A 22,557-nucleotide genomic window follows, 5' to 3' on the forward strand; every position below is an offset into this window, starting at 1 on the left:
GATGACCGCACGCACTTTTGTCATCGGGGTCGGCATGACCAAGTTCGTGAAGCCCGGCAGTGACTGGACGTACCCCGAGATGGGCGTCGAGGCAGGCCAGGCCGCGATTGCCGATGCCGGGATCGCGTACGACGTGGTCGGCCGCGCGTTCACCAGCTATGTGAACGGCGACTCCTGCTACGGCCAGCGGGTGATGTACGACCTCGGGATGACCGGTATCCCGGTCATGAACGTGCACAACAACTGCGCGTCCGGATCGTCGGCGCTCTACCTCGCCAACGAAGCGGTCCGCTACGGCAGCACCGAGGTCGCGATGGCGGTCGGCTTCGAGAAGATGAGCATGGGCGCCATCCCGAACATGTGGAAGGACCGCGAGTCCGCCAACCGGCGTGCGGTGTTCGCGATGTGGGAACGGCGCGGCCGCGGCAGCAAGGGTCCGGTGGCGGCGCAGACGTTTGCCAACGTCGGCCGCGAGTACCACGAGAAATACGGCATTTCGTGGGAGACGATCGCGAAGATCTCGGTCAAGAACCGGGCACACGCCACGAACAACCCGCGGTCGCAGTTCCAGCAGGCCGCGACGCTCGAGGAAGTGCTTGCCGCACCGATGGTCGAGGACCCGCTCACCCGCATGCAGTGCTGTCCGACGTCCGACGGCGGCGCCGCGGCAATCGTCGCGAGCGAGCGTTTCGTCGATGAGCACGACCTCTGGGACCGGGCGATCGAGATCGCGGGACAGTCGGTACGCACCGACGGCCCGAACATGATGGACGGCACCGACCGCGGCATTGCCGGGTTCTACATGGGCCAGGAAGCTGCTGTCGAGGCGTACGAACAGGCGCAGGTGGCGCCGTCCGACCTCGACGTCATCGAGTTGCACGACTGTTTTGCGCCCGCGGAGCTGATGGCGTACTCGGCGTTGGGGCTGTGCGAGGACGGCGACGTCGGCAAGCTGGTCGAGAACGGCGACACGACCTACGGCGGCAGTGTCGTGGTCAACCCGTCGGGTGGTCTGCTGTCCAAGGGACATCCGCTGGGCGCGACCGGGCTCGCGCAGTGCGCGGAGCTCACCTGGCAGCTGCGGGGCACGGCCGAGAAGCGTCAGGTCGAGGGCGCGACTGTCGGCCTTGCGCACAACGTCGGCCTCGGTGGTGCCGCAGTGGTCACGGTGTTCCGCAAGGTGGGTAAGTGATGGGCGCGCTCACGGGACGGGTAGTTGCGGTCACCGGTGCCGGTGGTGGTCTCGGCCGCGAGCACGCGTTGTTGATGGCGCGTGAAGGTGCGCAGGTCGTGGTCAACGATCTCCGTGGCGCACAAGGGACTGTCGACGAGATCGCCGCTGCCGGTGGGCAGGCGGTCGCGGTCGACGGCAATGTCGCCGACCTCAAGGTCGGAACCGAGATCGTCGCCGCCGGGGTGGATGCGTTCGGCGACCTGCACGCGGTGGTCAACAACGCCGGGTTCATCCGCGACGCGGTCATCTGGAACATGTCGGAGGAAGACTTCGACGGCGTGCTCGGCGTACACCTCAAAGGCACGTTCTCGGTGACCAAGGCGGCGGTCACGTACTGGCGCGAGCAGGCAAAGGCGGGTGCGACGGCCGACCGGTCGATCGTCAACACCTCGTCGGGATCGGGTATCCACGGCAACGCCGGCCAGTTCAACTACTCGGCCGCGAAGGCGGGTTCGGCGATGATGGCGGTGTCGGGGGCGAAGGAGTTCAAACGCTTCGGCGTCCGTTCCAACGCCATCGCGCCGGTCGCCCGCACCGCTCCGGTCATGGCGACCCCCGGGCTGGACGAGCTGATGGGCCAGGCGGACGACCCGGTGGTCTTCGACAAGTTCGACCCCGCACACGTTTCGCCCCTCGTCGCCTACCTCGTCACGGCGGACTGCCCGTTCACCGGACAGGTGTTTTCGGTGTACGGCGGTCATGTCGGCCTTTTCCGCGGCTGGTCGGTGGAGCACGAGATCAACGCGCCGCGGCAGTGGCCGGTGAGTGAGCTGGCGGCCGAGCTGGCCGCGTTCCCGCGCCACCTCAAGGTCAACCGCCAGCGGGTGTCGCCGAACGAGAAGGCGCCGTCATGAGCTGGACGATGCCGATCGAGTTCAGCAAGGTCCGGGAGTTCGCCCGGGCGGTGAAGTCGAAGAGCCCGGAGCACCGCAGTCCGGACGGGGTGATCCCGCCGACGTTCCTGGTGTCCGGACGGCTCAACTGGGAGCCGGGCCGCGAGAGCGCCGGTGCCGGGCTGGATTTCGACCTGCGCCGCGTTCTGCACGGCGAGGAGGAGTACGTCTTCTACGGCGAGCTCCCGCGGGTCGGCGACGTACTGACCGGTGAATCGCGGGTCGGCGACCGGTGGGAGAAACCCGGCAAACGCGGGGGCACCATGCGGTTCGCCCGGCTGATCACCGAATTCCGGGACGCCGCCGGGAATGTGGTCGCGACGCAGAACAGCACGATCGTCGAAACCGCGCGGCCGCCGAAGCGGGAGGGGGAGTGATGCCCGGGACGCTCGTCGACCCGTCGACCCTTGCGGTGGGCGGCGAACTGGAACCGTTCACGTATCCGCCGCTCACGCGCACCGATATCGCCAAGTACCAGGGAGCGTCCGGCGACTGGCATCCGCTGCACCACGACGAGGAGTACGCCCGCCGGGCCGGGTTCCCGACGGTGTTCTCGGTGGGGATGCTCCAAGCCGGGATGCTCGCGTCGTTCGTGACCTCGCGGTTCGGCGTCCGGGGTATCCGGCGCTTTTCGGTTCGCTTCGTCGAGCAGGTCTGGCCGGGTGACGAGCTGACCTGTTCGGCAACGGTCTCCTCGATTGCCGCGCAGGAGGACGGGCGGCGGCTGGTCGAGCTGGAGCTGCGCGCCATCCGCCAGACCGGAGGCGTTGCGCTCAGTGGCAAAGCGGACCTGATTCTCCCCTGATCCGCGGGAAAGGCAGGACAGATGGAATGGACCCTCACCGACGACCAGGAGGACCTGCGCCGCACTGTGCGGCGCTTCCTCCGGGACAAGGCACCCTTGAGCGCGTCGAGAAAGGTACTCGAGTCCGATGCGGGCTACGACCCGTCGCTGTGGCAGCAGATGGCCGGGCTCGGCCTGCATTCGCTGACGATCCCGGAAGAGCACGGCGGAGCGGGCTGCGGTCAGGTCGAGCTGGGCGTCGTCCTTCAGGAGTTCGGCCGGGCACTCACGCCGAGCGCGTTCTTCTCGACGGTCGTGCTCGCGGTCAACGCGCTCCTGCTCAGCGATGCCGTTGATGCGCAGGCGAAATGGCTGCCCTCGCTGGCCGCCGGAGAACTGACGGCCACCGTGGCGATCGGCGTGGACGGCGAGGACCAGCGGTGGGGACCGGCGGGAAATGCGGTCGCGGTGTCCGGCAGCACGCTGCTCACCGGCCGGGTCAACGCGGTCCTCGACGGCGCCACGGCCGATCTCGTTCTCGTTGTTGCCGAATCGGAAGCAGGCCCGTCGCTCTTCGCGGTGGACAGCGAGGCGCCGGGCCTGCGCCGTACCCCGTTACGCACCTTGGATCTCGTCCACCGGCAAGCCCGGCTCGAATTCGCCGACGTACCGGCCACGCCCATCGGCCTGCCCGGCACTGCAGGTGACCTGCTGGCCAAGCTCTTTCCCTTGGTCGCTGTCGCTGCGGCGAACGAACAGCTGGGCGCCGCGGAGCAGGTGCTCGAGAACAGCGTCGAGTACGCCCGCACCCGGGTCCAGTTCGGCAGGCCGATCGGGTCTTTCCAGGCGGTGAAGCACAAGCTGGCCGAGATGTTCCTCGACATCGAGCTGGCCAAGTCGGCGGTCCGGGTCGCGACGTGGACGGCCGACCACGACCCGGCGGAGCTCGCCCCGAACGCGAGTATCGCCAAAGCCTATTCGGCGGCGGCCTACTGGGCCGCGGCGGTCGAGTCGATCCAGGTCCACGGCGGCATCGGGTTCACCTGGGAGCACGACGCGCACCTGTACTACCGCCACGCCAGGTCGATGTCCGTGCAGTACGGCGACGGCGACCTGCATCGCGAGCTGATCATGTCGGCTCTCGAAACCGCCTGACCCGACCGGAGGACCAACCGTGCCTGCTGAACCGAACTGGGCGGATCGCACCGATTTCGAAAATGCCGGGCGCGGGCTGATCGACCGGCTCGAACCGTGCGTCATCCGCAACGCCGAGGGCCGGGTCGTCTGGGACAACGAAAGATGGGGTTTCCTCGACCACGAACCCTGTCCCGCAACCGTGAATCCCAGTCTGTGGCGGCAAGGCAGGCTCAACGCCGTGCAGGGGCTCTTCGAGGTGACGCCGGGGATCTACCAGATCCGGGGTCTGGACTGCGCGAACATGACGGTCATCGAGGGGGCGACCGGGGTCATCGTGGTCGACCCGCTGATCTGCACCGAGGTCGCCGCGGCGGCCTTCGAGCTCTACCGGCGGAACCGGGGCGACCGGCCGGTTCGTGCGGTCGTGTACTCGCACAGCCACGGCGACCACTACGGCGGCGTACTCGCACTGACCTCTGCCGCCGAGGTCGAGGCAGGCGAATGCCAGATCATCGCGCCGGAGGGGTTCACCGGCCATGCGGTGAGCGAGAGCATCATCGCCGGTCCGACCATGCGGGTACGGGGCACCTATCAGTACGGCTCGCTGCTCCCGGCCGGGCCCGAGGGCTGCGTGGGAGGGGGCCTGGCCCAGTCGTGGTCGTCGGGGACGAAGGGATTGATCGCGCCGACCGTCGACATCGTCGAGACCGGCCAGCAACTCGTCGTCGACGGCGTACCGATGGTTTTCCAGCTGACGCCCGAGACCGAGGCTCCGGCCGAGATGAACTTCCACCTGCCCGGCCACCAGGTGCTGCTGGTCGCCGAGAACGCCAATCACACCTTGCACAATCTGCTGACCCTTCGCGGCGCATTGGTGCGTGATGCCAAGGCTTGGGCGGGTTATCTCACCGAGACGATCCAGCTGTTCTGCGACGACGCGGAGATCCTGATCGGCTCGCACAACTGGCCGACGTGGGGTCGCGCCGAACTCACGGCGTTTCTGGAGCAGCAGCGCGACGGCTACGCCTACCTGCACGACCAGACCGTGCGGCTGATGAACCGCGGGATGACCGGAATCGAGATCGCCGAGGAACTCCGGTCGTTTCCCGGCGAGCTGGGCCGCGCCTGGCACCTGCGCGGCTACTACGGCACGATCAGCCACAACGTGAAGGCGATCTACCAACGCTACATGGGTTGGTACGACGGCAATCCCGCACATCTCTGGCAGCTGCCGCCGGCTGAGGCAGGCGAGCGGTACGTGTCTTTCATGGGCGGTGCGGACGCGGTGGTGCAGCGGGCCCGGGAGAGTTTCGAAGCCGGTGACTACCGCTGGGTGGCCGAGGTGCTCAACCACGTGCTCTTCAGCCAGCCGGAGCACCGCGAAGCACGTGAGCTGCAAGCGCAGACCTTCGAGCGTTTGGCCTGGGCGCAGGAAAGCGGAACGTGGCGCAACTGCTACCTCACCGCCGCCCACGAGCTGCGCGGGACCGGTCCGTTCGCTCCGGAACGGCGGACGCGCAAGCGGGGCGCGAGCCTGATGAGCCCGTCGATGCTGGACGCCCTTTCCGCGGAGCACCTGTTCGCCATGCTCGCGGTACGGTTCGACGGACCCCGCGGTGCCGATCTCGATCTGACGGTCCGGTGGGAACTCGACGGGCCGCGCGAGACCTGGACCACGCGAGTCAAGAACGGCGTCTTCACCCCCATTCGCGGCTCGATGGTGCCGCCCCGGGAGCCGGATGCTGTCGTGACTCTGAGCAAGGCGGCGCTGTGCCGGATTCTCGCGACGGCGGGCCGGTTCGGCGACGAGCTGGAACGCGGCACGCTGACCGTGACCGGTACCCGCGAGGTCCTGGCGGTCTTGGACGAGCTGTTCGAGGCTCCGGCGCGGGAGTTTCCGCTCGCCTCACCCCGGGGATAACCCGGCGGGTCCCGCCGGGGATCAGCTGTGTGGCAACGGTTTCGGGGTGTTCCGTCCCTCGCTCGGCGCCGCCTGGATCACCGTCCGGCTGTCCCGGCACATCACCACGACCGGCGGGCTGCTGACCGCGGTCGCGGCCATTCCGGCGGAGATCGTCATTTTCGTGAACCACGCAGCAGACTTCGTGCATCCGGACGGCACCTCGGGATCCGGTTTTCGGTGACCGTCCTGCTCGTGATCGAAGCGGCACCGTGACCCCGTTGCCGGACCGGTTCTCGGGTGGCGTGGCACGGCCGAACCGAGGGCTGCGGAAGGGGCGCGGAGGGGTGACGGTCCGGGCGCTGGAAGCCCGTGCCCTGGTCGGCGGCCGGACCTGGAATGCCGAGCTCGGCGACGGCAGCGCGCTCGAACTCGGCGGCGAGTGGGTGGGGCCGGGGCAGCGGGAGATCATGCGGCTTCCGGCCACGCTGAACGTGCCTTTTGCGAGGTGATGTGCACCGGGCACCACGCTGCCGCGAGCGCGGCGGTGAAACCCGGTCGGTCCGTCGCCGTGGTGGGCGACGGCGCGGTGGGCTTGTGTGCCGTAACGAGGGGCCGTGGCCCGCGTCGCGCAGCTTGCCGAGCCCGGTGGAGTCGATGCGTACGGCGTTCGCGATTGCGGCCTGCGGCTCGGTGGTGGGCACGGTCGGCCTCCCGCACCACGTGGCCGTTCCGATCGAGACGGTCGTCTTCAAGAACGGCGGCCTGCGCGGCGGGCTTCCGGGGAAGGGCACCTTCCCCGGAAGCACGTTCAGTTCCGCAGCAACGACCTGAGCTTGCGGAGCAGGCCGAGGGACTCGGTATTGGTCAACAGGCCGTCGGTGTCGTGCGCGGCGCCTGCCGGGGCTTCGAGGTCTCCGGTGATCCGGCCCCCGTCCAGTACGACAACGCGGTCGGCCAGGGTCACCGCTTCCTCGAGATCGTGTGTGACCAGCAGGACGGTCCGCCCGGGTGCGGTGGCGAGCAGGCTCCGGAACTGCTCCCGCACCGTCTCGCGGGTCTGCGCGTCCAGTGCGGCGAAAGGTTCGTCGAGGAGCAGGAGTTCGGGCTCGAGCGCCCATGCCCTGGCGAGCGCCACCCGTTGCCGCATTCCCTGCGAGAGCTGCCATGGCCAGCGGCCTGCCGCATCCGACAGGCCGACCATGTCCAGGTAGCGGCGGGCGACCCCCTTGCGTTCCCGGCGGCGCATGCCGCGCAGCTCCAGTCCGTACTCGACGTTGCGCAAAGCCGTGCGCCAAGGCAGAAGCGCATCGCGAGCCGGCATGAAGCCGAATCGGGAGCGAGCCTGTGCCGGTGCGATGCCGAGCACCTCCACGGTGCCCGACGCCACCGGGACGAGCCCGGCGATGCTGTTGAGGATCGTGGTTTTGCCGCTCCCGGAACGGCCGACGAGCGCGAGGAACTGGCCGCGCGGAATGGTGAGGTCGAGGTTGCCGAGGATCTCGGTCGTGCTGCCGTCGCTCTGGTCGAACCGGACGGTGAGACCGGAGATGGCCACTGCGTCCGCCGGTTCGGCGGGGGGACGGGTGGTTTCGGGCATGGCGGTCGCGGCCCTGGTCAGCGGGGTTGCCATCGGAGAAGCCGCCTTTCCAAAGCTGCCATGATCAGGTTGAGGATCGCCGCGATGACCGCGAGTACCAGGAGAATCCCGTACACGGCTTGCATCTGGAACGTCGCCGACTGCACCGCAATGACCTGGCCGAGCCCGTCCTGTGCCGAGATGAGCTCGGAGCCGACCACGCCGAGAAGCGCGTAGACCAGCCCGAGCCGCAGCCCGGTGAAGATCGCCGGCACCGACACCGGCAGCAGCACCTTGAAGAACAACTGCGGTTTCGTCACCCCGAGCACGGTGGACATCCGCAGCACCTCGGGATCCGCGCTGCGCACGCCTGCATTCGCGTTGAACATCACGGTGAACACGACCACGCTGAACGCGACGGCGATCTTCGCCGGCATCCCGATCCCGAGCCACACCACGAAAACCGGGGCGAGCGCAATCCGCGGCATCGCATTGGCGGCGTCGAGGAACGGCGCGAGCACGCGGTCGACCTGCGGCAGCAGCCCGAGCGCAACCCCGGCGACCACGCCGACCACGGACGCCAGCACGAACGAGATCAGCACGGCTTCCATCGTCGCGATGGTGTTGGTCTGCAGGTCGCCGCTTTCCCAGGCCGACTGCAGGTATTCGAGGACTTGCTGCGGGCTGCGCGCGATCACGCTGTCGATCAGGTGCAGCCGGACGGTCAGTTCCCACGCTCCGAGCAGACCCAGCAGCACCGCCAGCTGCCACGCCCGCAGCGCCAGTGAACCGCGGGTACGCCGTCGACGGCGGTCGGCGGCCGCGGGCGCTGCTTCTCGTGTTACCACGTCGTTCATCCGGCTCACCCCGCCTTGCCACAGGAGGTGGTGAACGAACTCTGATAGCTCGGCAGCGGACCGCCGGTTGCCCAGGTGGGCTGCTGCTTCCACAGCTCCTCGGTGAGGCTGGGGCGGTAGGTGGTTGCCATGTCCGGCCAGACCCGCTTCGCTTCTTCGACCGGGATGTTGATCCACTTCGCCAGCGTGGCGGCGGTCTGGTCGAGATTGGCCGGATCCTTCGCCCAGGTCGTGGCAGCGCTGATGGCGCGGCAGTACTTGCCGACCTCCCCGGGCTTCTCGCCTGCGAACTTCTTCGAGACGACATTGATGATGTTGAGCGTCGAGCTGACGCCCGGACCCGCGCTCTTCTCGTCGGTGGCCTCGGCCACCAGCACCACGGGCACCCCGGCAGCCTCGAGTTGCACCGCCGTGTCGGCTCCCGCGACGAGTGCGTCGATCCGGTGGTTCTTCACGGCCGCGATCGCAGTGGGCAGCGAGCCGACGGCGAGGATCGTGACGTCGCTCGGCTGCAGACCGGCCGCGGCCAGCTCGTGGAGCACGTACTGGTAGGAAATGCCGCCCAGTGCGTTGACGCCGATCTTCTTGCCCTTCAACGTCCGCACGTTCTGCGGGAACGACAGGTGCTGTGCTCCCGCTGCCTGCGCGGCCGGTACCAGCAGCGCAATGGGGAGTGTTTCGCTGTAGCTGTCGAGGATCGAGATCTGCGCGGAGCTCTTCAGCGCAGGCACGATGACGGAGGTCGACGCCATGGCTGCGTCGATGCTGTCCGCCGCAAGCCCGGCGACCAGGTCCGGCCCGGTGCCGTTGACGAACTTCACCTGCAGGCCTTCCTTCGTGAAGAAGCCTTGTTTCTGTGCGATTTCCCAGATCGCGCTGACGGCGGAGTTCGGGTAGATCCCGACGGTCATGTTCGCCGGGCCGCCGGTACTGCCGCTGCTCTGCGCGTCTGCTCCGCATCCGGCGAGCGCACCACACAGTGCAGTGGCTGCGACCACGCTGGGAACCACCTGCCGACGTGTTCTCATCCTGCGCTCTCCTTCGCTGTTAGGACTACCTTCACTCCAAACACGCTGATACTTTTACATGACTGCAGTGCTGTGTCAACGCTCACATGAGCATCGATTATCAAGCAAAACTGCTCGTGAAGTAGGGATTGTTCGCGGCGACCGGGTTCGGCAAGGCGTCGATCACGTTCTTACATAGCCGTGTTGCGTTGCCGAACAACGACTCGCAAAAGAGGGCAGGCTGCGCTCCCGGACGGGGAGCGGGTGGAGCCGGGCAGGCCGATGCCTGCCTCGCTCAGGCGGGGCCGGTGCCCGGCGCGGCCGTGAGCGCGATCAGCAGCAGATCGGCAAGGGCGGTGGCGCCGGGGACCAGGCGGTCGTCGAACCGGGCCAGTTCGTGCACGATCGACGTGGCCAGCAGGACCCGGCTGCGCGCCTCGTTTTCGCCGAGCCCGCTTGCCTCGGCAACGACGTTGGCGCAGGTCTGCACCTGGTCGTCGGCCGCACGCATGATCCGGGCGCGATCGTCGGGCGGCAGGGCCTCGTACTCGCGCGAGGTCAGCGCGAAAACAGCAGGCTTGTCGAGGTGGGCATGGGCGAGCCCGGAGGCGACCGCGTGCACGGCTTCCTCGGCCGAACCCGCGCTCACCAGCCGGGGCCGGAGGAAGGTGTCGATGCGGCCCAGCGACCGGTCGCAGGCGTCGATGAGAATCTCGAGTTTGCTGGTGTACGTACCGTAAATGGTGGGCCCGGTGATGCCCGCCGCCGTTCCGATGTCGTCGACCCCGACGCCGTGGAAGCCGCGCGACTGGAAGAGCGAGGCGGCCGCGTCGAGGATCTCCTGGCGGCGGGTCCGCGGAATCACCCAGGCGTTCGCGGCCGGTTCCTCGGCGCGCGGCTGCGGGGCGGCCAGCGTGATCGCGGTCAGGATGCCGACCGCGAGGTCGGTCAGCTGCGGCGCGGGCAGCGCATGACTGTCGGTGGCGAGCGAGACCTGGACGCCGTTGAGCACTCGCTGCCGGAGGTTCGCCTCGTCGGTGGTGAGGTCCGGCAGTACGGCGTGCAGCGCTTGGTGCCAGTTGCGCAAGGCTTCCCGGCCGTCGGCCCGCAGCTTGGTGCGCACCTCGCCGGAGAGCCGGTGCCGCTCCCGCAGGTAGACGGTGACGACCTGCGCGTCCGCCAGCGTTTCCTCGACGGTGCGGCGCAGGATGTGGACCACCCGGTCCGCCGGGGTGACGGGAGCATCGACCTCGCCGAGCAGACCGACGAACGGGACGAAGCTGTCCGCGAGAATCTCCTGGAGGATGTGCTCCTTGTTGCTGAAGTGCCGGTAGATCGCCCCGCCGGAAATGCCGACGCGCTCGGCGATGTCGCCGACCGAGGTCCCGTCGAAACCCCGCTCGGCGAACATCTCCGTGGCGACTTTGCTGATGATCTGCCGCCGCCCGCGCGGCCGCTTGCGGGAGGGGGCCGCCGGTTCTGCGGGCAGGTCGCTCGGTCCGTCGTGCGGTGTCGCCTTCATCCCGAACGGTCCCTTACCTACGTCGCGTAGCCTACCTGCCGGGCGACCATCAGCCCCAGCACATCGTAGCCATTGTCGCGCGCAGATAGCCACCTCGGTCCGCATCGTGTCCGGCGATCTTCTCGAACACGTCGTTACGTACCGGGACGCGGCCGGCGTCCGGTCACGGTCGGGCGCAGCACGGCGCCGACGCTGCCCAGCCCGATGTAGACGCCGAGCGCACCGGACGGGAAGAGTGCCATCGCGGCCGACGAGCACCGGTAGGTCAGGAGATCAACCGCGGCCCACCCGTATTCGCTGCCGAAGCAGGCAGCCCATTGGCCACCAGCAGATTCGCCAACGTGCCGTCCGCCTTGATCTTCGCGATGTGGGCGTTCAGGGCGGCCAGCAGTTCCGGCTCCGCCTTCGACACCGGGAACGCCGTCTGCGATCCGTTCTCTGTCGCCGGAACGGCCGCGTCCGGAGTGGCGACCTTGACGGTGTACGGCGTGTCCTTCATCGAGACCGTCGCCGCGCCGAAGCTGTCGATCGCGAAGTCGAGGCGGCCTGCCTTGAGGTCGGCGTACATCTGGACGTTCGACGGATACACGCGCAGCTCCCCGAGGTAGGTCCGCAGGCTGTCGACCCACATGTAGCCGTTCACCGTCCCCACCGCCTTGCCCTTGATCTTGGAGACTTCCGAGAAACCCTCCTGGGAGACCAAGGCCATCTGGTCGATGTACGTCGGGTCGGAGAGCGCGACGATCTCCGCCCGGGCGGCGGTTCGCGTCCAGTCACCCATGGCCACGTCGGCGCGGCGGGACTGCACCGACGGGATCGTCGCGGCTGCCGAGGTCGGCGTGGGCTCGATCGTGAGGCACTCGGCGGCGGCGAACTTGGTCAGGATCTCCCCGTCCACCCCGCTGATGCCTTCCTTGGTGACGTTGCCGAAGGGCGGCAGGGTGGTACCGGCGACCGTCAGCACGCCCTTCTTCAGCGTGGTGAACGTGTGCAGCGGCTTGCATCCGGACGCGTCGGTCGCGGCTTGGGGCGAGCTGCCGCACGCGGCCAGGAACAGCGGTGCTACCAGTAGACAGATCACCTTGCGCATGGGGGACTCCTCGGGGTGGTGGGTGTTCAGATGTGGCGGCTGAGCCGCAGGGTGAGCCGTTCGACGGCCAAACCGGCCGGAATCGCAACAGCCGCATAGAAAAGACCGGCGAGACTGAGCACGCTCAGGTACCGGAAGGTCGTCGACCCGATCGAATACGCCTGGCTCAGCAGCTCCGGTACCGCGATGGTGTAGGCGAGCGACGTACCCTGGAAGATCAGGATCGCCAGCCCCATGAGCGGCGGCAGAGCGACGCGAAGCCCTTGCGGCACAATGACATAACGCATGGTGTCGAGACGGCTCAACGCCAGCGCACTCGCCGCTTCTGTTTCGCCCGCGGGTACCGAGTTCATGCCGCCGCGCAGAATCTCGCAACTGTACGCCGCCGCAGTGATCGCGAGCGCAATCGCCGCGGCCGGGTACGCGTCGAGTTTCCAGCCGGCCGACGGGAGTCCGAAGTAGACCAGGTCCAGTACGACGAGCGCGGGCGTCGCCCGTCCGACTTCGACCACCGTCAGCAGCGCAGCCCGTACCGGCGCCGGTCCGAGCTGGATGCCGATGGCCGCCAGCAGCCCGAGCGGCAACCCGACGACCAGTGCGATGGCGGTGATCTGCAGGCTCACGCCCAGCCCGCGCAGGAGCTCCGGGTAGAACGCGCCCCAATCCTGGAACAGCATCAGCGGGCCACCCTCCCGGCTACGCGTGCGCCGAGGTACCTCGCGGCCATCGTGCACGGGATCGTGATCGCGAGGTAGATCAGCGTCGCCCAGAGGTACGGGCCGACCGGATTGGACTCGCGGGTCGAGATGTCGTTAGCGTAGTACAGGATTTCCGTGACGCCGATGACGTAGGCGATCGACGAGTCCTTCAGCAGGCTGACGCCGTACGTGACCGCGGCGGGGAGACAGACCCGGGCCACCTGCGGCATGATCACCGACCACAGGGTGGTCGACCGGCTCAACGCGAGCGCGGACGCGGCTTCCCATTGCCCGGCCTTGATGGCGTTGAGGCCGCCGCGGTAGATCTCGGCGAAGTAGGCGGCGGAAATGAGGCCGAGACCGAGCACCGCCGCCGTCATCGCCGTCAGCGAGGGTGCGTAGGTGCCGATGCCGAAGTAGAGGATGAACAGCCACACGATCGGCGGGATTCCGCGGACCAGGTCGATCAACGGACGGCAGACGACCCGCAGCGCGACGAAACGGCCAACGCGCGCGAGTACGAGGGGGATCCCGCCGACGATGCCGATCGCGAGGGCGCCGGCCGTGATCCCCAGAGTCGCGGGGACGCCCTGCAGGACGTCGGTGAACGTACTCATGGCTACCGCCCGAGTACGGCACGGAGGAACGTGCGCGTGCGTTCGTGGGCCGGTTCGCTGAAGATGACCTTCGGGTCGCCTGCTTCGAGGAGACCGCCGTCGGCCATCACGACGAGGTGGTCGGAAACGTCGCGCGCGAAGCTCATCTCGTGGGTGACGATCACCATCGTGGTCCCGGCCGCGGCCAGTTCCTTCATGACCGCAAGCACTTCCAGCCCGACTTCGGGATCCAGCGCCGAGGTCGGCTCGTCGAAGAGCATCACCCTCGGTTCGAGCGCCAGCGCCCGCGCGATCGCGACCCGTTGCTGCTGCCCGCCGGAACACCGTCCGGGATACTGCGTTGCCTTGTCCCCGACCCCGACTCGCTCCAGCAACGCCAGCGATCGGGCGTCGGCCTCGTCCCGACCGAGACCGAGCACCCGCTGCTGCGGCAGGCTCACGTTGCGCAGCACCGTCATGTGCGGGAACAGGTTGAAGGACTGGAACACCATGCCTGCCGTACGGCGCAGTGCCGCCAGCTCGCGCTTGGCCGGCGGGCGCGACAGGTCCAGGTCGAGGCCGCCGATCTGGAGGTGCCCGGTGTCCGGCGTCTCCAGCAGGTTGAGGCAGCGCAGGAAGGTCGTCTTCCCGGCGCCGCTGGGGCCGATGATGGACACGACCTCGCCCTCGGCCACCTCCAGCGACATGTCGTCGACGACGGTGTGCTCGCCGTAGGTCTTCGAAATCGACTGCGCGCGGATGGCCGGCCGGCGCGGTGGGTCCAGCTCGGACATCGGGGCACTTGCCGGGAGGCTCATCGGGGGCTCCATTCGCTTACGGGACCTACAGTTGCGCGGTCAAGCCGCCGTCCACCGGGATCGCCGCCCCGGTGACGTATCGGGAAAGGTCGGACGCGAGCCACGCCGCAGCTCCGGCGATCTCCTCGGGTTCCCCGCCACGAGCCATCGGGACCCACGACACCAGCGACTCGCGCACGGCCTCGATCCCGCCGAGCCGCTCGTAGTGCGGCAGGTTGATCGGCGTGTCGACGAAACCGGGGCAGAGGCAGTTCACGCGGATCCCGTCGGCCGCGTGGTCGAGTGCCATGGCTTTCGTCATCATCAGGATCGCGCCCTTGCTCGCCGAGTACCCCACCAGTGACTTCTCGGCTTGCAAGCTGTTGGCCGAACCGGTGTTGACGATCGATCCGCCGCCTGCCTCGCGCAGGTACGGGATCGCGTATTTGGCTCCGTGGAACGGCCCGAGCAGGTTGACGTCGAGCGTGCGCCGGAGGTCGGCCGTGCTGAGTTCGAGTGCTGTGCCCGGGAGGGAGATTCCGGCATTGCTGCACAACGTCGTCAACCGGCCGTATTTCTCGTACGCGAAGTCGATCAGGTGCTTGACCTGGTTTTCGTCGGACACGTCGGTGTGCTGCACGGTGACGTCGCGGTTTTCCCGCGCGAGTTCGGCGAGGCCGTCCTGGTCGACGTCGGCGGCGACGACCTGTGCGCCCAGCGTGGTGAACAGGTCGGCCATGGCCCGGCCGATGCCGCTGGCCGCTCCGGTGATGACCGCGACTTTTCCGGCCAGTAGCGGCTGGGGCTGTGAACGTGCCATGAATCTGCCTCCGGGGGGTCGAGACCCTGCGGCGGGGAGACACCGCAGGGTGCGAGGTCCTACTTGTGCAGCGACTGCCCGGCCTGTTCGGCGATGAAGAACGAGCTGTCGGCGATGTCGTGCTGCCCGCGGTTCTGCGCGCGCAGCCGCTCCCACGTCTGGATTGCCAAGGCGTTGAACGGAAGCGGCACCTTGACGTCGTGCGCGAGCTCCTGTGCCAGCCGGTGGTCCTTCACCTGGAGGTCGACCGTGAAGCCGGGAACCGTGTTGTGCGCAAGGATTCGCGGGATCAGGTAGTCGGTCATGATGTAGCTCTTCGCGTCGGTTTGCCGGAACACCTTCGAAAGTTCCTCGGTGCTGAAACCGCACGCGGCGCCGAGCGCGAACGCTTCGGCCGCGATGAGCAGGTGGATACCCGAACACAGGTTGCTGATCAGTTTCACGACCGTGCCGCTGCCGCTGGGGCCGAGCAGCATCGCGTGACTGCCGAGCACGTCGAACAGTTCCTGCGCCCGGTCGAAGTCGCTTCGCCCGCCGCCGACCATGAACGTCATCGTGGCCGCCTTGGCCCCCTCGACGCCTGCCTCGGCGGGCTGCCCGCCACTCACCGGAGCGTCGAGGTATCCGCCGCCGAGACCCTGTACCAGCGCACTCATCTCACGGTTGACCTCGGGCGACACGGTGCTCGTGTCCACCACGAGAGCCCCGGGACGCAGCCCGGCCAGCAGCCCGTCGCCGCCCTTGAACGCCGCCCGCACGGCAGGCGGGTTCGGCAGCGAAACCAGGACGACGTCGCATTCGGCGGCCAAGATCTTCGCGCTCTCCACGACGCGTCCACCGGCGACACTGGCCGCCTCCACCCGTCCCGCATCCGTGTCGAACACCGCGACGTCGCCGTAGTGCTTCACCAGGTTCGCCAGGTAGTGCTCACCGATCGAACCGGCACCGAGCAACCCGACGGACTTCTGTACTTCGTTGCGTTCCACCCATGACCTCCTGACCGTTTTTTTGCACGTTAGCCCGAAACATCGGTCAAGGCAATGCTCACGGAGTCACCGTTCCGCCACGCCTGCCGCCGGTGAGCGGGCAACCTGCTTCTAGGATCAGTGGGTGAGCGAAATTCGAGGGCGCGCCGGGGACATCCCCGAACCTGCCAACGACCAGCCACCCTTGCGACCGGACCCGGAACACGGTTTCCCACAGCCCGGCGCGGTTTTGCGCAGGCTGCGTGCGCAACGCGGGCTGTCCCTGCGCGACGTCGCCAAGCGGTCCGGCCTGTCCCAGTCCTTCCTCGGCGCACTGGAACGCGGCGAGACGGACATCGCACTGGAACGCCTTGCCCGCCTGGCCCGGGTTTTCGGCCACGACGTCGGCTCGTTCCTCGGCTACTCGGCACGCCAGTCGATCCCGAAGTTCATCGGCGAGGACGAGCGCCTGCGAATCGACCGCGGCCCCGGCATCGCGTATGAGGCGTACCGGATCATGGGTATGGGAGTGGAGGTCGTCCGCGTCACGCTCAAAGCGGGTACCGGCTTCAGCTCCCCGCTCTCCCACGAGGGCGTGGACGTCACGCTGGTCGTCGACGGTTCTGTTTGCGCCACCTACAACGGCGAGGATTACGACCTGGAGGAAGGCAGCTGCGTCGTGTGGTCGGGTGGCTACCCGCACTCGTTCCGCAACAAGACCCGCCGATCAGCCACCTACGTCGGCTTCGTCACGGCCACCGTTTACTGACCCCCGGCGGGCCCGAAGCGCCCGGACCCGGCCCCGGCTCGCGCACGCCGGAGACGGACACCACCGCCGACGCCCTGGTGGGTCCACGAAAACCCCGCGGCAGTCAGGTTCCGGGCAGCTTTTCAACGCCAGCCGGTCGGCGCTCGTCAGCTGGTCCACCGCTTGCCGGGCGATCCGGACCAACGCGTGTTCGGCCGTGGGAGGCCGTTCGCGCCGCAGCCGCCCGTCGACCACGAGCCGGATCGGATCGTCCTGCTCGGTCAGTGCGATCAACCCCTCGACTGCACTTGCGGGTGGCGGTTCCTCGGCTATGGTCGCCAGTGCAAGAACACGCAACGTCTCCCGCAACCGCCAGGCCGACTGCAGGTCGTCGTGATCCGGCGGCCGAACCGGTGACAGCTCGCAGATCTCCAGCCATTCCGCCAGCCGATCGGGCGTGGCCAGCCGCTCGACCGGATTCGCGCTGAAGGTGCGGCCCTTCGTGGCCAGCAGGTTCAGCCACCCGGCACCGCAGTCGAACCGGAAGGCAAGCATGTTCTCCGTCGCCATTTCCGCACTGTAACGCTTCACCCGTTACCCGTGCTAGCGTCCGCGTAACGCGCGAAGGAGTTGACCATGACGACCAACCGACCCCTGTCCGAGCAGCTGTCACCGGCCCCGCTCGATCGCGACGAGGGCTACCGCCTGCTCGATCTCCTGCAGGACCCCGCCACCCAGCAGACCGCACTGCCCGGCCTCGAGGAACTCGCGCCCGGCTACGCGGACTGGATCGTCACCACCCTGTTCGGCGGCATCTACCAGCGAGCGGGCCTGTCCCTGCGCGACCGGCAAGTAGCCAACCTCGCGGCCCTGACGGCACTGGGCGGGGTCGACCCGCAGCTGACCGGTCATGTCCGCACCGCACTGCGCGTCGGCATGACCCGCCAGGAGGTCATCGAGGTTTTCGTGCATCTGGCGCCGTACGTCGGAGTCCCGAAAGCGTTGGCAGGCCTGCGAGTTGCCGCCGCCGCCCTCTCATGACCCCGGCGATCCGAACCGTACTCGGCGATGTCCCGCCTGCCGAGCTGGGCGCGTGCAACGCCCACGACCACCTGTTCCTCCGTTCCCCGGCGCTGCCCGGCCAAGAGCTGGACGATCCCGCCGCCGCACTGGCCGAGCTGCGGTCTTTCGCCGCACTGGGCGGTCGAGCGGTGGCACAATGGACGCCATGGGGAATGGGGCCACGCAACGAAGATCTGCCCGAGTTGTCCCGGCAATCCGGCGTACATCTCATCGCAGCCACCGGAATGCACCAAGCAAAGCACTACGCCGGACTACCGCACGGCCCGCTCACTGACCTCTTCGTGCACGACTTGACCGCGGCACAACCAAAAGCCGGACTGATCAAAGTCGCCGGCGCCTTCCACCACCTGGACGAGCACGCCCGGCACACCCTCGCCGCCGCCGCCGAAGCCCACCACGCCACCGACGCCCCGATCGCCGTCCACCTCGAAGGCGGCACCGCCGCCCTGGACGTCCTGCACCTGCTCTGCGTCACCCATCTCGTGCCCCCGCACCGGATAATCCTCGGCCACCTGCTTCGCTTCCCGGACCCTCGAACCCACCGGCAGGCCGCAGAATCCGGCGCATTCCTGGCCTTCGACGGCCCGTCCCGAGCCCACCACACCACGGACTGGCTCCTGCTGGAGACCTTGTCCACCCTCGCAACCGCAGGCCACGCCGAGCAACTCCTCCTGGGCGCCGACACAACGACCGCAACGGCGAGATCCACCGCCGACGGCCCGGGGATGGCGTTCCTGCTGCGCTCGATCCAGCCCCGGATCGAACAGGAACTGGGCCGAGCTCTGGCATCCAAGATCTTCGTCGAGAATCCGTCACGAGCATTTGCGGCACATTGGCGTTGATGGTTCGCAAGCCGCGTGCGGCCGGGCGGCTTTGCGGATGGGTGAGTACCCATGGCTGATCAATCCGGCAAAGTCGGCCCCGTCGCCGGTGATCGTTGTTGCTTGGCACGCCGTTGTCCGCCTCTGATTTATCTGAAAGGAGAACCATCTTTCCAGATCTGTGCAATGATATAGTGTTTTGCTATCGGTTCCATCATGATTTCAGGCGTGCCCAAGCCGCCCCAATCTGTCATCGCCGAGATGTTCGGGCAGCGCCTTCGACAGCGCCGCGCGATGAGGAAGTTCACTCAGCTTGAGCTGTCCTGCCAAGCTGGCTGTACGATAGCCGCGATCAGCAACTACGAGCGCGGCCTGGTGTTGCCGAGCCTCAAGACCTTGCTCGATCTCGCCGTCGCCCTCGACACCGACCCAGGCAACCTGATCCGCAACCTCACACCTGCGCTACCGCGGATCGGACGGCAGGCTCCGGGTCTCGCTGCGCCACCTCGACGAGGCGCTCTCCACCGGGTTCCCGTCCGGAACTGAGGAGAAGCCGAGCCGGGGGAGCACGGTCGCCTTCCTCGTGGGAGCGACGACCATCGGGAACGTCTCGGCGCGCCCTCGGGCGGATCTCGCGCAGGTCGTCGCCCGCGTGGACGGCGATCTCGCCAAGCTGCGCGATCCCGGGCTGACGAACGTCGCCCGTTTCGTGTTCACCCTCGGCCGGAGTGCCGTGCGGGACAACGGAACGGAGATCGCGCCGGAGGTCCATCATCTACGGGTGAGGACACCGCGGCACTGGCCGCCACTGCGGATCCTCCGGTATTCGAGTCGCCGCCGTCCTGCCCGGCATCACTGACACGTGTCGGCAGGGACCCGATCGCCGGCCGCCGGGTGCGGTGGCTGCGGCCGCCGGTCTCATCGCGGGTAGCGGGTTGCCGCGTCCGGTGCTCGGCGGGGCCCGGTGGTCATCGTGAGGCCCGCGCGGCGGGCCGGGGTTTCGTGTTCGGCGGGGATGGTTCATGATGGCGCGGACAAACGCGGTGGGGCTGACCGCTAAGGATGCGTGTGGTGCTGGAGTCGGTCCCTGCCCGCGGCGGGTGTGCCCGGTCGGAGCCGGAGGTGGACGCCGGGGTGTCGGCGGCGCTCGGGCGGGCGTGCCGGGGTGACGAGGATGCCTTTCGGCTGCTCTATCGGGCGATACAGCCCGGATTGTGCCGGTATCTGCGGGTTCTGGTCGGGCAGGATGCCGAGGACGTCGCCTCGGAGGCGTGGCTGCACATCACCCGCGATCTGGCGTCGTTCCGCGGTGACCTGGACGGCTTCCGCGCGTGGACGGCGACGATCGCGCGGCACCGGGCGCTCGATCATCTGCGTCACCAGCGTCGTCGCCCTGCTGCCGAGGCGCCTGCGGAGTGGTTTCCCGAGCAGCCTGCGCCCGATGACACCGCCGCGGCGGCGATCGAGGCGACGACCACGGACGCGGCGCTGGCGTTGATCGCGACGTTGCCGCGGGACCAGGCCGAAGCGGTGGTGCTGCGAGCCGTGATCGGGCTTGACGCCAAGGCGGCTGCGGCGGTGCTCGGGAAGCGTCCGGGAGCCGTTCGCACCGCCGCCTACCGGGGACTTCGCACGCTCGCCGATCGTCTCGGCGGGCCGGTGTGACACTTTCGAGCCGCTGGACGCTGAGAGGTATGTGATGAGCAAGCAGCGAGGACGCCGGCTCGATCGGCACACCGCGGAGCAGGTCCTGCGGGGTGTACCGGTCGACGCCCCGGACGCGTTGGCCGGCCTGCTCGCCGCCGCGGCCGCCCCACCGCGCGACGGCGAGCTGGGTGGGGAGCCCGCGGCCGTGACGGCGTTCCTCGATGCGGCTCAGGTCCCTGCCCCTCGACCCCGGAGCCCCTCGATGTTGAAGACCACCTGGGCGAAGCTGCTCACCGTCAAGGCCGCTGCCGCTGCGGCGGCGATTCTCGCGGTCGGCGGAGTCGCCACGGCCGCCGCGACCGGCGCACTGTCGTCCCCGGCAGAGCACTCCACGACCGCCCCCTCGACGCCCGGCAACTCCCACCCGTCCGCCGGTTCCCCGACCGGATCCACCGCGGCCAAGGGCCACGAGGGGAACCGCCCGGAGGACCAGCCGGCGTCGTCGCCGTCGCCGTCGCTGGAGGGCTTGTGCCACGCCTACCGCGCCGGCGACAAGACCGAACACGGCAAGGCACTGGAGAGCCCCGCGTTCACCGCGCTGATCAAGGCCGCGGGCGACCAGAGCAAGGTCGACGGCTACTGCGATGTCCTGCTCAAGGACGAAGCCGCGAAACCGGTACACCCGACCGGCGCGCCCACCGACCCGGGCCGGTCCGACAGCGGCAAGGACCACCCGGCCGGTCCGCGGACCACCCACCCGGCCACGCGCCCAGCGGAGCCGCCGACGGCGCGCCCGACCCACTGATCCCGCGGCGACCCCACCCCTCCCCGAGGGGTCGCTGCACCCCCGGACGGACGGCGGCCACACACTCCCATCCCCGGCCGCCGTCCGTCCGTGAACCAGATCCATCGATCTGACGGGAGAATGGCCCGCACTGCGGCTACGCGCTCGTGATGCCGGTGGGCGCTGCGGCACGGCTTCGCCGGGCAGTGGCGGAACCTCACGTGCGCCATCCAGTTCCGGCGCCACATCGAGTACCTGCTGCTGTTGCCGGGGCAGACAGCATCCTCCAGCTGCTCGTTCCGTGCGGCAGCACCTCCCCGCCGGGCAGCCACAGCCTCGATCTCGGCCCACACCTGCGTAAAGCTGACCCGGCGCCGTCGTCGGCCGTTTTCCGGCAAGATCATCGTGGGTGCAGGTGACTTCCCGCAGCACCCCGATGCCGACGCGAGCCCGGCAGACGCCTTGCCCAGCTCGCAGTTTCTCCTTCGCCGACTCCCGCTCCGTCCGAGCCACGCTGCCGGACCGCGAGGTCATCCGGCACCAGATCGGACGCGAGCAGGTCCCTCAGGTCCAGAAGGTCACGGCGTTTCCCGGCTGGCACATGCATTTGGGCGTGGACGCTGGGCGAATGTCTCGGCGGGACAAAGAAACCACCCGGCTGATCGACGGACTGTTCGGCGACGTGGAGAACCCTCGGCTGTGCCCGGGTTCATTCGTCGGTGTCCCGCACGGCGATCGCGGTGATCTCGATGTTTGCGCCGAACGGCATGTCGTTGACGACCACCGCGGCTCGGGTCGGTGGTTCGCTGACGAAGTAGGTGCGGTAGACGGCGTCGAGGGTCGGCCAGTCGTCGAGGCTGCGCAAGTAGCACGTGGTGGATACGACGTCGGCCAGAGTGAATCCGGCTGCCTCGACCGTGGATGCGAGGTTCTTCAGCGCCTGGGTGATTTCTGTTTCGATGCCGCCGTCGACGAGCTGGGCGGTGCCGGGAAGGAGACCGCCCGTCCCGGAGACGTAGCAATGGTTGCCGATCACTACGGCGGAGGAGTAAGAGCCCTGGGCTGATCCGGTGTCGACAACTCTTTTTACCATGCTCTGGCCACCTTGGGGGTCGAGTGGATGTCGCTGCCTCCGAGGTCGGGAGGCGGTGCGGTGATCTCGACTTAGTGTAGAAAAACTCAACAGGATGTCAACCTCTGCGCGGAGTGTTCCTGGCAGGCGCGTGGTGAGTGCCGCTGTCATGATTGCTGAATTTTCGTTGCTGAGACGAGGATTCGGCTGGCCTCGGGTTGTTGACGAGGTTCAACAGTCTGACGATACTATAAACATTACGTTTATTACAGGCACTGGGTGACCTCACCCGGGAGTGGAGGAGTTCGCAATGTCAGTGGAGAATTTCGACGTCGTACTTGCCGGCTCGACCATCGGATCGATCGAGGTCAGGCAGGAGGGGGACCGGCTCGACATCACCTCGAACGTGGACAGCAATGGGCGCGGTGAGGGTTTGGTGGAGTGTGTGGGTTTGGGTGTGGGTGGGGTGCCGGTGTGGTGGCGGGTGTCGGGGGTGTCGTTGGCGGGTGCGGTGGTGTCGGAG

29 protein-coding genes are annotated in these 22,557 nt (G+C 68.2%); 17 read left to right on the forward strand and 12 right to left on the reverse strand.

Translation table 11 applies throughout. From position 1 onward, the window contains the following. Nucleotide 1: 1 nt before the first annotated feature. The 9 genes from OO71_RS38535 to OO71_RS38565 all read left to right on the forward strand — a co-directional run bounded on the left by OO71_RS38535 (nt 2) and on the right by OO71_RS38565 (nt 6,782). Complete coding sequence (locus OO71_RS38535) at nt 2-1,192, forward strand: thiolase C-terminal domain-containing protein (protein WP_033294968.1); 1,191 nt, start codon at nt 2-4, stop codon at nt 1,190-1,192. Next, on the forward strand, nt 1,192-2,088 hold the full coding sequence (locus tag OO71_RS38540) for an SDR family NAD(P)-dependent oxidoreductase (protein WP_033294969.1): 897 nt from the start codon (nt 1,192-1,194) through the stop codon (nt 2,086-2,088). Before OO71_RS38535 ends, OO71_RS38540 begins: the two co-directional genes overlap by 1 nt. Beyond that, complete coding sequence (locus OO71_RS38545; protein ID WP_033294970.1) at nt 2,085-2,504, forward strand: FAS1-like dehydratase domain-containing protein; 420 nt, start codon at nt 2,085-2,087, stop codon at nt 2,502-2,504. Before OO71_RS38540 ends, OO71_RS38545 begins: the two co-directional genes overlap by 4 nt. Next, the gene (locus tag OO71_RS38550; protein ID WP_033294971.1) at nt 2,504-2,932 is read left to right on the forward strand and encodes a MaoC/PaaZ C-terminal domain-containing protein; all 429 of its coding nucleotides are present in this window, start codon (nt 2,504-2,506) and stop codon (nt 2,930-2,932) included. Before OO71_RS38545 ends, OO71_RS38550 begins: the two co-directional genes overlap by 1 nt. Before the next feature lie 21 nt (nt 2,933-2,953). After that, complete coding sequence (locus OO71_RS38555) at nt 2,954-4,066, forward strand: acyl-CoA dehydrogenase family protein (RefSeq protein WP_033294972.1); 1,113 nt, start codon at nt 2,954-2,956, stop codon at nt 4,064-4,066. 19 nt (nt 4,067-4,085) lie between these two features. Beyond that, nucleotides 4,086-5,969, forward strand: a complete 1,884-nt coding sequence (locus OO71_RS38560) for an alkyl/aryl-sulfatase (RefSeq protein ID WP_033294973.1) — start codon at nt 4,086-4,088, stop codon at nt 5,967-5,969. Between the two features lie 46 nt (nt 5,970-6,015). Beyond that, nucleotides 6,016-6,192, forward strand: coding sequence for a hypothetical protein (locus OO71_RS50630; RefSeq protein ID WP_156096772.1), 177 nt, complete (start codon nt 6,016-6,018; stop codon nt 6,190-6,192). Nucleotides 6,193-6,295: 103 nt separating this feature from the next. Continuing rightward, nucleotides 6,296-6,460, forward strand: coding sequence for an FAD-dependent oxidoreductase (locus tag OO71_RS50635; RefSeq protein WP_162186168.1), 165 nt, complete (start codon nt 6,296-6,298; stop codon nt 6,458-6,460). Between the two features lie 145 nt (nt 6,461-6,605). After that, entirely contained in the window at nt 6,606-6,782 is a 177-nt protein-coding gene (locus OO71_RS38565; protein ID WP_156096773.1) for a hypothetical protein, read from the forward strand. Here OO71_RS38565 and OO71_RS38570 read toward each other — a convergent pair. The 10 genes from OO71_RS38570 to OO71_RS38615 form a co-directional block, all read right to left on the reverse strand. Continuing rightward, nucleotides 6,760-7,581, reverse strand: a complete 822-nt coding sequence (locus OO71_RS38570; protein WP_051792797.1) for an ABC transporter ATP-binding protein — start codon at nt 7,579-7,581, stop codon at nt 6,760-6,762. The two genes, OO71_RS38565 and OO71_RS38570, sit on opposite strands and share 23 nt — an antisense overlap. Beyond that, nucleotides 7,566-8,384 (reverse strand): ABC transporter permease, encoded by an 819-nt coding sequence (locus tag OO71_RS38575; protein WP_084145578.1) that lies wholly within the window; start codon nt 8,382-8,384, stop codon nt 7,566-7,568. The genes OO71_RS38570 and OO71_RS38575 overlap by 16 nt, the downstream gene beginning before the upstream one ends. A gap of 5 nt (nt 8,385-8,389) precedes the next feature. Beyond that, entirely contained in the window at nt 8,390-9,412 is a 1,023-nt protein-coding gene (locus OO71_RS38580) for an ABC transporter substrate-binding protein (protein ID WP_084145579.1), read from the reverse strand. Nucleotides 9,413-9,686: 274 nt separating this feature from the next. Further along, the gene (locus OO71_RS38585) at nt 9,687-10,913 is read right to left on the reverse strand and encodes a TetR/AcrR family transcriptional regulator (RefSeq protein ID WP_033294976.1); all 1,227 of its coding nucleotides are present in this window, start codon (nt 10,911-10,913) and stop codon (nt 9,687-9,689) included. A 265-nt stretch (nt 10,914-11,178) separates the two neighbouring features. After that, nucleotides 11,179-12,003, reverse strand: coding sequence for a substrate-binding periplasmic protein (locus tag OO71_RS38590; RefSeq protein WP_033294977.1), 825 nt, complete (start codon nt 12,001-12,003; stop codon nt 11,179-11,181). Between the two features lie 26 nt (nt 12,004-12,029). Then, a complete protein-coding gene (locus OO71_RS38595) occupies nt 12,030-12,680 on the reverse strand; it encodes an amino acid ABC transporter permease (RefSeq protein WP_033294978.1) in 651 nt (216 codons plus the stop codon). Continuing rightward, entirely contained in the window at nt 12,680-13,318 is a 639-nt protein-coding gene (locus tag OO71_RS38600; RefSeq protein ID WP_033294979.1) for an amino acid ABC transporter permease, read from the reverse strand. Before OO71_RS38600 ends, OO71_RS38595 begins: the two co-directional genes overlap by 1 nt. A gap of 2 nt (nt 13,319-13,320) precedes the next feature. Next, a complete protein-coding gene (locus tag OO71_RS38605; RefSeq protein ID WP_281178518.1) occupies nt 13,321-14,115 on the reverse strand; it encodes an amino acid ABC transporter ATP-binding protein in 795 nt (264 codons plus the stop codon). 25 nt (nt 14,116-14,140) lie between these two features. After that, entirely contained in the window at nt 14,141-14,914 is a 774-nt protein-coding gene (locus tag OO71_RS38610) for an SDR family NAD(P)-dependent oxidoreductase (RefSeq protein ID WP_033294980.1), read from the reverse strand. Nucleotides 14,915-14,973: 59 nt separating this feature from the next. Next, nucleotides 14,974-15,900: an NAD(P)-dependent oxidoreductase gene (locus OO71_RS38615; RefSeq protein ID WP_033294981.1), complete on the reverse strand. Its 927-nt coding sequence runs from the start codon at nt 15,898-15,900 to the stop codon at nt 14,974-14,976. Between the two features lie 124 nt (nt 15,901-16,024). On the opposite strand from OO71_RS38615, the gene OO71_RS38620 reads away from it, so the two are divergent. Next, the gene (locus OO71_RS38620) at nt 16,025-16,648 is read left to right on the forward strand and encodes a helix-turn-helix domain-containing protein (RefSeq protein ID WP_211260804.1); all 624 of its coding nucleotides are present in this window, start codon (nt 16,025-16,027) and stop codon (nt 16,646-16,648) included. On the opposite strand, the gene OO71_RS38625 is transcribed toward OO71_RS38620, so the two are convergent. Continuing rightward, nucleotides 16,607-17,197 (reverse strand): CGNR zinc finger domain-containing protein, encoded by a 591-nt coding sequence (locus OO71_RS38625; RefSeq protein ID WP_033294982.1) that lies wholly within the window; start codon nt 17,195-17,197, stop codon nt 16,607-16,609. The two genes, OO71_RS38620 and OO71_RS38625, sit on opposite strands and share 42 nt — an antisense overlap. Nucleotides 17,198-17,263: 66 nt before the next feature. Between OO71_RS38625 and OO71_RS38630 the strand changes: the two genes are divergently transcribed. The 6 genes from OO71_RS38630 to OO71_RS38655 all read left to right on the forward strand — a co-directional run bounded on the left by OO71_RS38630 (nt 17,264) and on the right by OO71_RS38655 (nt 20,983). Continuing rightward, nucleotides 17,264-17,668: a carboxymuconolactone decarboxylase family protein gene (locus tag OO71_RS38630; protein ID WP_051792802.1), complete on the forward strand. Its 405-nt coding sequence runs from the start codon at nt 17,264-17,266 to the stop codon at nt 17,666-17,668. Then, entirely contained in the window at nt 17,665-18,552 is an 888-nt protein-coding gene (locus OO71_RS38635; protein ID WP_033294983.1) for a phosphotriesterase family protein, read from the forward strand. Before OO71_RS38630 ends, OO71_RS38635 begins: the two co-directional genes overlap by 4 nt. A 195-nt stretch (nt 18,553-18,747) precedes the next feature. Then, nucleotides 18,748-19,077: a helix-turn-helix domain-containing protein gene (locus tag OO71_RS38640; protein ID WP_084145582.1), complete on the forward strand. Its 330-nt coding sequence runs from the start codon at nt 18,748-18,750 to the stop codon at nt 19,075-19,077. Between the two features lie 37 nt (nt 19,078-19,114). Then, nucleotides 19,115-19,390, forward strand: a complete 276-nt coding sequence (locus OO71_RS38645) for a hypothetical protein (protein WP_033294984.1) — start codon at nt 19,115-19,117, stop codon at nt 19,388-19,390. A gap of 212 nt (nt 19,391-19,602) precedes the next feature. Next, nucleotides 19,603-20,196: an RNA polymerase sigma factor gene (locus tag OO71_RS38650; protein WP_211260805.1), complete on the forward strand. Its 594-nt coding sequence runs from the start codon at nt 19,603-19,605 to the stop codon at nt 20,194-20,196. Nucleotides 20,197-20,230: 34 nt separating this feature from the next. Next, nucleotides 20,231-20,983 carry a hypothetical protein gene (locus OO71_RS38655; protein WP_051792807.1) on the forward strand — a complete coding sequence of 251 codons (753 nt, stop codon included), beginning with the start codon at nt 20,231-20,233 and terminating at the stop codon, nt 20,981-20,983. Between the two features lie 688 nt (nt 20,984-21,671). On the opposite strand, the gene OO71_RS38660 is transcribed toward OO71_RS38655, so the two are convergent. Beyond that, nucleotides 21,672-22,055: a RidA family protein gene (locus tag OO71_RS38660; protein WP_033294986.1), complete on the reverse strand. Its 384-nt coding sequence runs from the start codon at nt 22,053-22,055 to the stop codon at nt 21,672-21,674. A gap of 289 nt (nt 22,056-22,344) precedes the next feature. Between OO71_RS38660 and OO71_RS38665 the strand changes: the two genes are divergently transcribed. Next, the coding region (locus tag OO71_RS38665; protein ID WP_033294987.1) for a hypothetical protein at nt 22,345-22,557 on the forward strand (213 nt) is incomplete at its 3' end.

This window comes from Amycolatopsis jejuensis (assembly GCF_000717335.1).
Taxonomy (GTDB): Bacteria; Actinomycetota; Actinomycetes; order Mycobacteriales; family Pseudonocardiaceae; genus Amycolatopsis; species Amycolatopsis jejuensis.

What these genes read in the sequence shown, in the direction of transcription:
- OO71_RS38610 (WP_033294980.1), bottom strand. Translation starts at nt 14,914, where the DNA reads ATGGCACGTTCACAGCCCCAGCCGCTACTGGCCGGAAAAGTCGCGGTC.
- OO71_RS38655 (WP_051792807.1), top strand. Translation starts at nt 20,231, where the DNA reads ATGAGCAAGCAGCGAGGACGCCGGCTCGATCGGCACACCGCGGAGCAG.
- OO71_RS38565 (WP_156096773.1), top strand. Translation starts at nt 6,606, where the DNA reads ATGCGTACGGCGTTCGCGATTGCGGCCTGCGGCTCGGTGGTGGGCACG.
- OO71_RS38600 (WP_033294979.1), bottom strand. Translation starts at nt 13,318, where the DNA reads ATGAGTACGTTCACCGACGTCCTGCAGGGCGTCCCCGCGACTCTGGGG.
- OO71_RS38625 (WP_033294982.1), bottom strand. Translation starts at nt 17,197, where the DNA reads ATGGCGACGGAGAACATGCTTGCCTTCCGGTTCGACTGCGGTGCCGGG.
- OO71_RS38595 (WP_033294978.1), bottom strand. Translation starts at nt 12,680, where the DNA reads ATGCTGTTCCAGGATTGGGGCGCGTTCTACCCGGAGCTCCTGCGCGGG.
- OO71_RS38535 (WP_033294968.1), top strand. Translation starts at nt 2, where the DNA reads ATGACCGCACGCACTTTTGTCATCGGGGTCGGCATGACCAAGTTCGTG.
- OO71_RS38545 (WP_033294970.1), top strand. Translation starts at nt 2,085, where the DNA reads ATGAGCTGGACGATGCCGATCGAGTTCAGCAAGGTCCGGGAGTTCGCC.
- OO71_RS38660 (WP_033294986.1), bottom strand. Translation starts at nt 22,055, where the DNA reads ATGGTAAAAAGAGTTGTCGACACCGGATCAGCCCAGGGCTCTTACTCC.
- OO71_RS38555 (WP_033294972.1), top strand. Translation starts at nt 2,954, where the DNA reads ATGGAATGGACCCTCACCGACGACCAGGAGGACCTGCGCCGCACTGTG.
- OO71_RS38570 (WP_051792797.1), bottom strand. Translation starts at nt 7,581, where the DNA reads ATGGCAACCCCGCTGACCAGGGCCGCGACCGCCATGCCCGAAACCACC.
- OO71_RS38585 (WP_033294976.1), bottom strand. Translation starts at nt 10,913, where the DNA reads ATGAAGGCGACACCGCACGACGGACCGAGCGACCTGCCCGCAGAACCG.
- OO71_RS38630 (WP_051792802.1), top strand. Translation starts at nt 17,264, where the DNA reads ATGACGACCAACCGACCCCTGTCCGAGCAGCTGTCACCGGCCCCGCTC.
- OO71_RS38635 (WP_033294983.1), top strand. Translation starts at nt 17,665, where the DNA reads ATGACCCCGGCGATCCGAACCGTACTCGGCGATGTCCCGCCTGCCGAG.
- OO71_RS38575 (WP_084145578.1), bottom strand. Translation starts at nt 8,384, where the DNA reads ATGAACGACGTGGTAACACGAGAAGCAGCGCCCGCGGCCGCCGACCGC.
- OO71_RS38580 (WP_084145579.1), bottom strand. Translation starts at nt 9,412, where the DNA reads ATGAGAACACGTCGGCAGGTGGTTCCCAGCGTGGTCGCAGCCACTGCA.
- OO71_RS38605 (WP_281178518.1), bottom strand. Translation starts at nt 14,115, where the DNA reads ATGAGCCTCCCGGCAAGTGCCCCGATGTCCGAGCTGGACCCACCGCGC.
- OO71_RS38590 (WP_033294977.1), bottom strand. Translation starts at nt 12,003, where the DNA reads ATGCGCAAGGTGATCTGTCTACTGGTAGCACCGCTGTTCCTGGCCGCG.
- OO71_RS38540 (WP_033294969.1), top strand. Translation starts at nt 1,192, where the DNA reads ATGGGCGCGCTCACGGGACGGGTAGTTGCGGTCACCGGTGCCGGTGGT.
- OO71_RS38550 (WP_033294971.1), top strand. Translation starts at nt 2,504, where the DNA reads ATGCCCGGGACGCTCGTCGACCCGTCGACCCTTGCGGTGGGCGGCGAA.
- OO71_RS38640 (WP_084145582.1), top strand. Translation starts at nt 18,748, where the DNA reads ATGATTTCAGGCGTGCCCAAGCCGCCCCAATCTGTCATCGCCGAGATG.